Genomic DNA, 11,554 nt, shown 5'->3' with positions numbered 1-11,554 from the left:
GGGCCTCGGCGATGGCGCGGTAGAGGTGCTGGGCGGCCTCCTCGTAGCGCCCGATGCGACGCAGGGCCGTGCCCAGGCGGGCCCGCACGCGGGCGGCCTCCTCTGAGGCGGTGGGGGTGAGCCCGGCGAGGGCGTGCTTCATGCGCTCGACGGCCTCCTCGCCCCGGCCCAGCCGCATCAAGAGGTCGCCGGCCTGGTAGCGGGCGCGGCTGGAGAGCAGCGGGTCGTGCTGGACCTGCTCGAGCGCCTCCAGCGCCTCCTTGAAGCGCCCCGCGTCCTTCGCCACCAGGCCCTGCCACAGCCGCACCCGGTCGGCCAGGAAGGGCGGGATGGGCAGGGCCAGGGCCCGCTGCACGTCGTCCTCGGCCTGGGCGTAGTCGCCCTGCCAGCGGGCGATGGCCGCGTGCACCAGCAGCCCCTCGGCCAGCACCTCCCCGCTCAGGGTGGCGAGGTCGGGCAGCAGGGCCTGGGCGGCCGGGTAGTCGGCGGCGTCCACCTTGGCCTCGGCCGCCTTGACCCGCGCCCACGCCCGGGTGGCCGGGTTCTTCGAGCCGGAGAGCAGCTCGAGCGCCTCCAGCGCCTCGGGGTGGGCGTACTGCCCCAGCACCGCGCGGTAGCGCACCAGCACCGTCGCCAGGGCCTCGCGCTTCTCGGCGGGCCAGCCCTGCGAGCCCACCCACAGCCCCGGCAGCAGGGAGAGCCTCGAGGGGTCGGCGGCCAGCAGCTCCAGCAGCACCTCGAGCGCGCCCGCCCCCCAGGCGTGGTGCAGCGCGCGGAAGAGGTCGCGCTGGCGGTAGTGCTCGAGCGCCAGGGCGTGCAGCCGCTGGGCCTCGGCGCCCTGCACCTCGGGCAGCAGGGTGCGCAGCACCGGGCGCACCAGCGCCTCGCCCTGCCCCCGGCCCGAGCCGTCGCTGGCCGGTTGCAGCAGCGCGCGCTCGGCCTGGGAGAGGGTGGAGAGGCTGCGGCTCAGCGCCGCCTCGAGAAGGGGCACCGGCACGGCGGGGTCGGACTCGAGCGAGAACACCGCCAGCGCCTCGAGGATGGGCTGGAGGGCGGGGTCCTGGCGCAGGTCGCTGGAGGGTTGGGCCTGGCGCTGGGCGGCCTCGAGCAGCACCAGCCGCGAGAGCTCGCCGAAGTTGCGCCCGGCCTGGTTGACCAGCGCCTCCACCCGTTCGGGCGGCAGCTCGGGCAGCCGGTCGCGCACGTAGCGCCGGGCCTCGGCGCGGCTGGGGGCCGAGAGCGGGCTGTAGCTGAGGCTGGCCGGGGGCTCGCTGAGGGCGGCGATGTAGGGCACCGAGAGCTGGCGCAGCAGGGGCTCGAGCCACAGCGTCAGGTTGGTGCGCTCGCCCCCCACCCGCAGCGGCAGCCCGCCGAGCTGCCCCTCGGCCTCGGCCCGCAGCAGGAGGGGGACCCCCTCCCGCTCGATGGCTTCCTTCAACAGCTCCTTGATCTCGTCCTGCAGGGCGCTCTGCAGCGCGTAGGGCTGGGTGGGGGAGAGCTGGGCCAGCAGCGCCTCGAGGCCCTCCCGTATCCCCAGCCGCTCCCCGATCAGGTAGAGCTGGGGCGCCATCTCGCCCCCCAGGTTCACCCGCAGGGTGCTGGGCAGGGTGCGCTCGATGGCCCCCAGCAGCACCCCCTTCCCCGTGGCCGGCCCCCCGACCACCACCATCTGCACCCGCTCCCCGGCCTCCACCCCCCGCACGAAGCGCCGGAACAGCCGCCGCTTATCCCGCCCCAGCGCCCGCCGCGCGGCCTCCTGCGCCAGCTCGCCGGGGAAGGGCGGCGGCTCGAGCCCCACCTCCTGGAAGAGCCCGACGAGCACCTCGAACAGCCGCAGCTTCTCGTCGGGCGAGCCCAGGTCCTTGTAGAGGATGTTGCGCACCGTGCCGGCCCGCCCCCCGCGCTCGGCCAGCACCGCCTCGAGCCAGCGCAGGCTCCCCCGCCGCCCCCGGTGGTCCTGCCCCGAGAGGTGCGGGCGCAGGGCCTCGAGGTGTTTGAGCCAGGGTGTAGCGGCTTCGCTCACGGTGTATACACTATAACGCCGATGGCTAATAGCCGATAGCCCATAGCCCATGAATCTTTGGCTATCGGCTATCGGCTGTTAGCGGCTTCCGCAGGAAGCCCTTCAGTGGAACTGCGCCTCTTCGGTCGAGCCCACCAGCGCCGCGGTGGAGGCCTGCCCGGCGGTGATCGCCAGCAGCACCTCGTCGAAGTAGCCCGCGCCCACCTCGCGCTGGTGGCGCACGGCGGTGAAGCCTTCCTTCTCGGCGGCGAACTCGAGCTGCTGCAACTCCACGAAGGCGCTCATGCCACGCTCCTTGTAGCCGCGGGCGAGCTCGAAGGTGCGGTAGTTGAGGTTGTGCCAGCCCGCCAGGGTGATGAACTGGAACTTGTAGCCCATCGCCCCCAGCTCGCGCTGGAAGCGGGCGATGGTGGCGTCGTCGAGGTTCTTCTTCCAGTTGAAGCTGGGCGAGCAGTTGTAGGCGAGCATCTTGCCGGGGAACTGCGCGTGCACGGCCTCGGCGAAGCGGCGGGCGACCTCGAGGTCGGGCGTGGAGGTCTCCATCCACAGGAGGTCGGCGTAGGGCGCGTAGGCCAGCGCCCGGGCGATGCAGGGTTCGATCCCGTTGCGCACACGGTAGAAGCCCTCCGGCGTGCGCTCACCGGTCACGAAGGGCCGGTCGCGCTCGTCGATATCGCTGGTGATGAGGGTGGCCGCCTCCGCGTCGGTGCGGGCGACGATCAGCGTGGGCACCCCCAGCACGTCGGCCGCCAGGCGGGCGGCGTTGAGGGTGCGGACGTGGGCCTGGGTGGGGATGAGCACCTTGCCGCCCAGGTGTCCGCACTTCTTTTCGCTGCTGAGCTGGTCCTCCCAGTGCACCCCTGCGGCCCCAGCCTCGATCATGCCCTTCATCAGCTCGAAGGCGTTGAGCGGGCCGCCGAAGCCGGCCTCGGCGTCGGCCACGATCGGGGCGTACCAGTAGCGCCCGCTCCCGCCCTCGGCCCGCTCGATCTGGTCGGCCCGCATCAGGGCGTTGTTGATGCGCCGCACCACCTGCGGCACCGAGTTGGCGGGGTAGAGCGACTGGTCGGGGTAGGTGTGCGCGGCCAAGTTGGCGTCGGCGGCCACCTGCCAGCCCGAGAGGTAGATGGCCTCGAGGCCCGCCTTGACCATCTGCACCGCCTGGGCCCCGGTGTAGGCCCCGAAGGTGTTGACGTAGGGCCGCTCGTGCAACAGCTCCCACAGCCGCTCGGCCCCCCGCCGGGCCAGGGTGTGCTCCACCTGGACGCTCGGCCGCAGCCGCACCACGTCCTCGGCGGTGTAGTCGCGCCGGATACCGCTCCATCGCGGGTTGCTCTCCCACTCCTTACGCAGCTTGTCGGCTTCCAATCGCATCTCCGGGGTCAGTTTGCTCATGGGCTTCCTCCTCGAATGAACTCCCGTCGAGCCGGGGAATCCCCTCGCTCGAGCTGTGCATCCACCCCCGAGAAAGCTCGTGGCGCTCGGTTGTGTAGCGGGGTAACGCCGGGTGGGCGTTATAGCTCTGATTGTGGGGGAAGCCCCCGGAAACTTTGACCGTGTATAAGTTGGGTCAACACACCCGCGGGAAAGTGTAAATGGAAAATAGGTACACCTGATGGAAATACACAAATGCAGGCCGACCTTCAGATCTTTGACACGGCCGGGACTGCCGTACGCGGCTCTGCCTTGTAAGCCCTAGTGCGAGCGTTTGGGGTCTTAGGCCCCTCTTTGCTGGAACTATTCAACAGAGGATTAAGGGAAGATCCCTGGATTTAGTTTGTATAATTAGTCCAGCATGCCGATTTATGATGAACGTCTCGGGAATCGGTGGCCGTTCGCTCGATCGTTTCTCAAAAAAGCTGAAGAGCTTGCACCTCTGGAGGAGCTAGGAGTTCTTCCCCACCGCGTACACTCCCCCACCTCCATCGCTGAGGAGCCCTCTCGGCCTCGAGCCGCTCGGAGCGCCGATGGAGGGCTGGTGGTTCATCCCTACGGTTATCCCCTCCAGCGCAAAGCCTGTCTGCAGCGGGAGTGGCTGCACCTGGAGGTCCAGCGTTACCGGCGGCAGCTTGAACAGGCTCAGCTCGAGCAGGCTAAGGAGGCCAGGGAAAGGGAGGACGGGGAGGTGGATACCGACCTCCCCCAACGCCTCCAGGCCCGGCAAGGAAAGGGAAATCCCCTACCTCATGAGTTGCACTCCCGACTGGAAGAGCACTTGGGCACTCCCTTACCCAAGATCGTCATCCATACCGACGACAAGGCCGATGAGCTGGCGGAAACGTTGGAGGCAGAAGCCTTCACGCATGGAAACGACATTTTCTTCCGCAAAGGCGCTTACGACCCCCACAGTGAAGCGGGACAGAAGCTCATCGCTCATGAGGCCGCCCACGTCCTACAGCAGAGCCAGGGCTTAGCCCAAGTGGGTATCGACGCCGATGCTGGCTTGGAGGAACAAGCCCGGCAGGTGGAACAAAGCTTCACCCCCCGCCCGGCCATGCGACAGGAGCTGACTGCAGGGCTGACGGTGCAGCTTCCCGCCGAGGAGCGGCAGTGGCTGGACGAGGGCAGCGCCATGGCCCTGCGAAGCGAGTACCGCGGCATCGCCCACAAGCTGGTCCAGGCTTACCGGCAGGGCTTGAGTGCCCGCGAAACAGCTCAAGCCATTCGCAAGGCCGAAGCCGCCACCCAGATGCCGGTATTGGAAGCCGTCCTCACCTTCCTGGGGCGAGCGGAGGGTTTGAAGGGCAGCCTGTTGCAGGCCTATCGGGGACAAGCACCCCAGCCAACTCCAACCCCTACCTCAGCTCAGCCTGCACTACAGCGCCAAGCTACCTCGTCAAATCGGCCTCGCCTGGCTGACCTCGAGCCCAACTTCACCTTCGACGCCTTCCTGGAGCAAATCGCGACCAACTTGGCTTACTCCAATTTGCCGGACCTCGAGAACCAAATCCGCGATTCTGTTGACGAAAGGGGCCTCGAGGCGCCACGACGGGGTTCAAACCCTGCTGAGCTGCTGAAGGTCTTCGGCTTTACCAGTGACCGGGTGATCTACGGCCGCTGGGGCCTGCAAGCCCGCGCGTTCCTACCTGACCCGAAGCGCAAAACCCCTTACAACCAGCGAGCAATATTAGCCTTTCGTGGCACAGAAGGGATGTATCCCGCAGTAACCACCCTCGAGGCCAAGCTCGACACCGCCATAGGTGACATGACCGCCGAGGGTGCCGGCTATCCCCAGTATCAGCAAAACCAAGAGCTCATCGCCCGCAATCTTGAGTTCGTCGCCAGAAAATCGCAGGGAGGCAAGGCGGTATTGACCGGTCACAGCCTGGGTGGGGCCCTGGCTCAAATCACGGCGGCGAAGCACCCGAACCTGACCGATCAGGTCGTGACCTTCATGGCTCCGGCCATCCGCACGGCTGACGCTAAAACGGTTGACCAGTACAACCGGGTACACAAAGACGACCCTATCGAGGCCCGGCACTACCGGGTAGAAGGCGACCTCGTGCCTTTGGCGGGGGAGAAGCTGCTCACCGGAAAGCTCTATACCTTCGAGCGCCGCGTGCGCAAGGACTCCAACCAACCCTGGCGCACCGGAGGTCTCTGGGGAGCCGTTATAGACACCCATCTCACCCATCCCCTGGCCCACCTGATCGATCAACAAGGGGCTACCAACCCCTACCAGCAGGCCATCGACCAGCACGGAGCCCACGACCCTTACCTGAACTCCAGCGAGACGGCAGAGGTGAACATCAAGTGGTCGGGAGCTTACGACCTGAGCAAGGATAAAGACCCCCGGCTCAACCTGTCCCAGCCGCACCTGGCTACAGCACCCCAGAAATACTACTGGGCGGCCGTAGACGTGTACTACGACCGGATCGCCTACACCACGCTCCTGGAGGCTATCGAAGCCATCGCCAAACGTCACGATCAGTACCCTGCTTTCAGAAAAGCAGCCCTGGAGTTCATCGGCTCTACCGACAGGCTGCCCCTGAGCAAGGACGCGCTGCTTCTGGCCCAGCAAATCCAGATCAAGGACTTTGAGGAGAGCATCTTTTTCTACATAAAGAGCAGGTTCGCGAAGATGAAGGAGGAGGGAGTGAAGATTGAACAAGACCAAAAAGATAAAATAAGGGGTGATCTTCTGAGAATCTGGGCTTCGTGGCATCCAGATAAAGAGGTAGCCAGATGAGGAGACTAATGCTCTTGGCACTGGTGCTTTTTTTGGGTGCAACCGGAGTGGTTATGCGAACCGAAAAACAAAGCGAATCACGGCAACTCAAGGAAGCATTTTTGCTCCTGACTGATCGACTTATAGAGCTGGGGTTGCATCAGATTGACTGCCCAAGCTTCTACGATGACGATCCTTACGAATTCAGAGCCTGCTTTGGCTTAAAAAATACGCCAGAAAACTTCATTTCAACTCTAGATAAAAGCCTGCTGTCTGTGGCAACGAGAACAGTGGGATGGCAACAAGATTATGGCTCCTGGGGGGCCTTTTACCGTCTAGCAAAGAATCGCCATATAAGATTCGGCATCTCCCTGACTGCTAAAGAGATCGACCCCGAACTGGAAAAACATTTGCCGCTCAGGGATTTTTATGCGTTTGGTCGGATTACTGTAGTTGAGACAGAAGATTGATTGTTGGAGAGCTTTGCACATCTCCCGATACCGTCAGTCATCCCTTAAAGCCATAAATAAATCTTGGCACGAGCAGATGAAAAATAGCCAAATGAGAACAACGGCTATTTTCTTGCTGGTAGTTGAAGATGTGCTTGCAGGCCTCTCAGGACCGTTAGCCGTCCTCAATGCCATAGAGAAGCGAGGTTCTAAATGGACCCGAAAGTTACATCGAATGATAAAATCAGAAAGGAGAGTAGTGGTTTTGCCTACTTTCTTCGCGGGGTTATTTGGCTCGTGTTTAGCAGTGCGGGGCTTTGGGCTTTTGGCGGGAACATTCTAGCTGCTTTCTTCTTGATATGGGGCTTCGGTCATCCTCAGCAACCATCGCTTCTCGAGCAGCTATACTTCTCGACGGTTCAGATGATGCCAACCCTGGTGGGGGCTTGCGCCTTCATCGCCGCCCTATTCAATGGGATCGTAAGTCTCATATTGATGACGACTGAGACCTCGAGGCCAATGCCGGAGAGCGAGCCGAACTGCGCATCCGAGTTCACCTACGCGATCAGGTGGATGATATTCGGCTTTCTCATCTCCGTTTGCCTGATCGTGCTTTCCAGCATGACCTATTTCTATGACATTGACCTCCTGCGGCTAGGAGTGGCGTTAGGGACTCTCTTTTTTGTTGTTGCCAGCAGCACTGGCATAAGCGGCATCGTTGGGGTCGTGGAGAAATGGTCGCTCGGGAGGGAAAAGGCCCTTTGCTCTTGGAAAGAGGCCATTGGGTTGATCCTTTTCCTGGTGACGTGGCTGTTGCTGCCTGCGGGCTACTTGATGCAGCTCCTTCTGCCGTGCACGAGCTGCTCGAGCTGACTGCTCCTACATAGCACACGGCACGGGCAGCGCTATGCACCGGGTTCAACTTTGGAAAAACCGGGTCAAAGCCTCCCTCGCCCGCTGCACGTGCGCCCGCATCGCGGCCTCGGCGGCCTCGGCGTCGTGGCGGCTGACGGCCTCGAGCACCGCCTCGTGCTCGGCCAGGGAGAGCGGCAGGCGGCCGGGGATGACGGCGGAGGAATTGATGAGCAGCCGGATTTGGCCATCTATGGTCTCGGCCACGGCCAGCAGGCGCTTGTTGCGGGAGGCTTCCCAGAGGGTCTTGTGGAACTCGAGGTCGAGGTCGCCGTAGGCCTCGAGGTCGCCCTCCTGGGCGGCCTTGCGCTGCTGGGCCAGGACCTTCTCGAGCTGCTTGGGAAGGGTCTTCCCGTTGTGCTCCACTGCCAGCCGGGCGGCCAGGCCCTCGAGCACCTCGCGCAGGCTGTAGATCTCGCGGATGTCCTCGGGGGAGGGGTTGGTGACGAAGTAGCCCCGGTGGGGGACGGCCTGCACCAGCCCCTCGCGCTCGAGCGCCGCCAGCGCCTCCTTGATGGGGGTGGGGGAGAGGCCCAGCTCCTCGGCCAGCACCCGCACCACCAGCTTGCGGCCCGGCGGGAGCTTGCGGCCCAGGATGGCGCTGCGCAGGGCTTTGTAGGCTTCGCGGTTGAGGGTCGTGCGCGTGAGCATCGTGGCCTCGAGTGTAGCACGATTGACGACAAAAGATTTTAGATATAAAATCTCGCTGCATGCAAAAGGAGGCCGGCGTGGCGCACAGAGCCCTTGCGCACAAGAGCACCGACGACGTGGCGGTAGCGGTCAGCGACCTACAACCGGGCGAAACCCTCACCATCGAGGCCCTCGACGGGGGCAAGCCCCACAAGGTGAAGGTGCTCGAGGCGGTTCCATTGGGGCACAAGATCGCCCTGCGCGACCTGCCCGAGGGGCACGTGGTCGTCGAGTACGGCGAGAAGATCGGGCGGATGACGCGGGCGGTGAAGAAGGGCGGCTACGTCCACGTGCACAACATCCGCACGCTGCGGTGGGACTACGGGGATACGCCCAGCGCCAAGCGCGAAACGCCAGACGCTAAAAGCAAAGCTAAGGCGACGGCTTCCCAAAAGGCCGGGGCGAAGAAGGGGGGCAGGTGATGGCGAAGGCTGCCAAGCGGAGCGCCTCGAGCGCCCGGGGGAAGGCCGCCCCGGCGATGCAACTCACCGGCTACCGGCGGGCCAACGGCGCGGTGGGGGTGCGCAACCACGTGGTGGTGCTGCCAGTGGACGACCTCTCCAACGCCGCCGCCGAGGGGGTGGCCCGCCTGATCAACGGTTCGGTGGCGCTGCCGCACCCCTACGGGCGCTTGCAGTTCGGGGAGGACCTCGAGCTCACCTTCCGCACCCTCAGCGGGCACGGGGCCAACCCCAACGTCTACGGCGTGGTGGTCATCGGCATCGAGCCCAAGTGGACCGAGCGGGTGGCCGAGGGCATCGCCAAAACCGGCAAGCCGGTGGAGGTGTTCTCCGTCGAGCGCCACGGCGACCTCAACACCATCAACGCCGCCTCCCGCGCGGCCTACCGGCTGGTGCAGGAGGCCTCCGAGGTGCGGCGCGAGCCCATCAGCCCCTCGGAACTGGTGCTCTCCATCAAGTGCGGGGAGTCCGACCCCACGCTGGGCCTGGCGGGCAACCCCGCGCAGGGCCGGGCCGTGGACCGCCTGGTGGACCTGGGTGCGTCGGTGATCTTCGGCGAGACCTCCGAGCTCACCGGCGGCGAGCACCTCATCGCCAATCGCTGTGCCACCCCCGCGCTCAAGAAGAAGTTCCAGGCCATCTACAGCGCCTACATCCGCATGATCGAGGACCAGGGCGTGGACCTGCTGGGCTCGCAGCCCACCGAGGGCAACATCCGCGGCGGGCTCTCGACCATCGAGGAGAAGGCGCTGGGCAACATCCAGAAGACCGGCTCCCGCCCGGTGAGCGGGGTCATCGGCTACGCCGAGCCGGTGAAGCCGGGGCAGGGGCTGGTGTTCATGAACTCCTCCTCGGCGGGGGCCGAGCACGTGACGCTGTGCGCGGCGGCGGGGAGCGTGCTGCACTTTTTCACGACGGGCCAGGGCAACGTGGTGGGTCACCCCCTGATCCCGGTGATCAAGGTCTCGCCCAACCCCATCACCTGCTCGACCATGAGCGAGCACATCGACGTGCCCCTGCCCGACCTGCTGGTGGGCGAGATCGGGCTGGACGAGGCCGCCGACCGCATCATGAACGTCTTCGAGCGCACGGTGAACGGGCGCCTGACCGCCGCCGAGCTGCTGCGCCACAACGAGTTCGTGATCACCAAGCTGTACCCCAGTGCCTAGCGGCACGCCGGTAGCTGATAGCCGGTGGCTTATAGCCAGAAAGCACCGCTATCCGCTGCCGGCCACGAGCCACAGCCATGATCGTCATCTGCGAGTTCATCACCCCGAGCGGCCTCGAGCGCCTGCGGAACAGCGGCGCGGAGGTCCACTACGACCCCGACCTCTGGAAGGACCGGGCGGCCCTCAAGGCCAAGCTCGAGCACGCCCGTGCGCTCGTCGTGCGCAACCAGACCCAGGTGGACGCCGACCTGCTCGCGGCGGGGCCGGGGCTGGAGGTGGTGGGGCGGCTGGGGGTGGGGCTGGACAACATCCGGCAGGAGGACCTCAAGGCCCGGGGGGTGAAGCTCTACTTCGCCCGGGGGATCAACGCGGCGGGCGTGGCCGAGTACGTGATGGCCGCGCTGCTGCACCTGGCGCGCAACCTGGCCGGGGCCGCGCGGCACGTGGCCGAAGGCGGCTGGAACCGCGCCGCCTTCGGGGGCTTCGAGCTGGCCGGCAAGACCCTGGGCCTCATCGGGCTGGGCGAGGTGGGGCTGCGGGTGGCGCGGCGGGCCAGGGCCTTCGGCATGAAGGTGGTGGCCTCCGACCCGCAGCGCCTGCCCTGGGAGAGCGCGGTGGAAGACCTCGAGATCGCCCTCGCCCCGGTGGAAGAAGTCCTGCGGCAGGCCCGCTTCCTCTCGCTGCACGCCCCGCTGACCCCCCAGACCCGGCACCTGATCCGGGCCGAGACCCTCGCGGCCATGCCCAAGGGGGCCTACCTCATCAACACCGCTCGCGGCGAGCTCGTCAACGACGAAGACCTGGCCGCGGCGCTGCGCTCGGGGCACCTGGCGGGGGCGGTGCTGGACGTGGTGGACGTGGAACCCCTGCCCGCCGGCCACCCGCTGCGGGCTGTGGATAACCTGTGGATAACTCCCCACGTAGCCGGCCTGACCGCCGAGGCCCAGGAGGCGGTGGGGTTGCGGGTGGCCGAAGGGGTGCTCGAGGCGCTGGGGATCGGGGGGGCGGGCCGATGAGGGTGCCCTACGCCCAGCTTCTCGAGGCCCTGCAGGCGCACTTCGCCGGCCTGGGGCTCAGCGCCGAGCACGCCGCCGCCGTCGCGGAGGTGGTGCTGGAGGCCGAGCTCGAGGGCAACGCCGGGCACGGCCTGGGCCGGGTGGCGCAGTACACCCAGCAGCTCCGGGCCGGAGGGCTCAACGCGCGGCCTGTGCTGCGGCTCGAGCGCACCCGCCCTTCCGTCGCGGTGCTCCACGCCGACGGGGCGCCCGGCCCGGTGGCCGGGCTGCGGGCGGTGCGGGAACTGGCGGCGCTGGCCCGCGAGCAGGGGAGCGCGAGCGTGGCGGTGCGGGGCGCGGGCCACTGTGGGGTGCTGTCGGCCTACGTGGGGCGGCTGGCCCAGGCCGGGCTGGTGGGGCTGGCCTTCGCCAACACCCCGCCCGCCATCGCCCCCGGCCCGGTCCTGGGCACCAACCCGCTGGCCCTGGGCGCGCCCGCCGCGCCCGAGCCGGTGGTCATCGACACCTCGGTCTCGGTGGTGGCGCGGGGCAAGATCATGAGCGCTGCCAGGAAGGGCGAGCCCATCCCCGAAGGCTGGGCCGTGGACCGCGAGGGCCACCCCACCACCGACGCCAAGGCCGCGCTCGAGGGCTCCCTGCTGCCCATCGGCGGCGGCAAGGGCTTCG

General features: G+C 66.5%; 10 protein-coding genes. 7 read left to right on the top strand and 3 right to left on the bottom strand.

Translation table 11 applies throughout. The features are described from left to right. Both MEICH_RS22850 and aceA read right to left on the bottom strand, forming a co-directional pair. Positions 1 to 2,023: tetratricopeptide repeat protein (locus MEICH_RS22850; RefSeq protein WP_036218075.1), on the bottom strand; the 2,023-nt coding region annotated here is incomplete at its 3' end. Positions 2,024 to 2,125: 102 nt separating this feature from the next. Continuing rightward, on the bottom strand, positions 2,126 to 3,418 hold the full coding sequence (aceA, locus tag MEICH_RS0100445) for an isocitrate lyase (RefSeq protein WP_027890986.1): 1,293 nt from the start codon (positions 3,416 to 3,418) through the stop codon (positions 2,126 to 2,128). Between the two features lie 583 nt (positions 3,419 to 4,001). On the opposite strand from aceA, the gene MEICH_RS26710 reads away from it, so the two are divergent. The 3 genes from MEICH_RS26710 (at position 4,002) to MEICH_RS0100435 (ending at position 7,513) form a co-directional block, all read left to right on the top strand. Further along, positions 4,002 to 6,212 carry an eCIS core domain-containing protein gene (locus MEICH_RS26710; protein ID WP_051303811.1) on the top strand — a complete coding sequence of 737 codons (2,211 nt, stop codon included), beginning with the start codon at positions 4,002 to 4,004 and terminating at the stop codon, positions 6,210 to 6,212. Between the two features lie 8 nt (positions 6,213 to 6,220). Next, the gene (locus MEICH_RS28295; protein WP_157202534.1) at positions 6,221 to 6,661 is read left to right on the top strand and encodes a hypothetical protein; all 441 of its coding nucleotides are present in this window, start codon (positions 6,221 to 6,223) and stop codon (positions 6,659 to 6,661) included. 192 nt (positions 6,662 to 6,853) lie between these two features. Then, complete coding sequence (locus MEICH_RS0100435) at positions 6,854 to 7,513, top strand: hypothetical protein (protein WP_157202533.1); 660 nt, start codon at positions 6,854 to 6,856, stop codon at positions 7,511 to 7,513. Positions 7,514 to 7,558: 45 nt separating this feature from the next. Here the strand turns inward: MEICH_RS0100435 and MEICH_RS0100430 are convergent, their stop codons facing one another. Further along, entirely contained in the window at positions 7,559 to 8,203 is a 645-nt protein-coding gene (locus MEICH_RS0100430; protein WP_027890984.1) for a GntR family transcriptional regulator, read from the bottom strand. 59 nt (positions 8,204 to 8,262) lie between these two features. On the opposite strand from MEICH_RS0100430, the gene MEICH_RS0100425 reads away from it, so the two are divergent. The 4 genes from MEICH_RS0100425 to MEICH_RS22840 form a co-directional block, all read left to right on the top strand. Further along, the gene (locus MEICH_RS0100425) at positions 8,263 to 8,664 is read left to right on the top strand and encodes a UxaA family hydrolase (RefSeq protein WP_027890983.1); all 402 of its coding nucleotides are present in this window, start codon (positions 8,263 to 8,265) and stop codon (positions 8,662 to 8,664) included. Beyond that, positions 8,664 to 9,872, top strand: coding sequence for a UxaA family hydrolase (locus MEICH_RS0100420; protein WP_275052611.1), 1,209 nt, complete (start codon positions 8,664 to 8,666; stop codon positions 9,870 to 9,872). The genes MEICH_RS0100425 and MEICH_RS0100420 overlap by 1 nt, the downstream gene beginning before the upstream one ends. A 77-nt stretch (positions 9,873 to 9,949) precedes the next feature. Continuing rightward, entirely contained in the window at positions 9,950 to 10,888 is a 939-nt protein-coding gene (locus MEICH_RS0100415; protein WP_027890981.1) for a hydroxyacid dehydrogenase, read from the top strand. Then, on the top strand, positions 10,885 to 11,554 hold a 670-nt coding region (locus tag MEICH_RS22840; protein WP_051303810.1), incomplete at its 3' end, for an Ldh family oxidoreductase. The genes MEICH_RS0100415 and MEICH_RS22840, both read left to right, overlap by 4 nt.

It is taken from the genome of Calidithermus chliarophilus DSM 9957 (genome assembly GCF_000430045.1).
Taxonomy (GTDB): Bacteria; Deinococcota; Deinococci; order Deinococcales; family Thermaceae; genus Calidithermus; species Calidithermus chliarophilus.
This window is presented reverse-complemented; position numbering and strand designations above follow the sequence as displayed.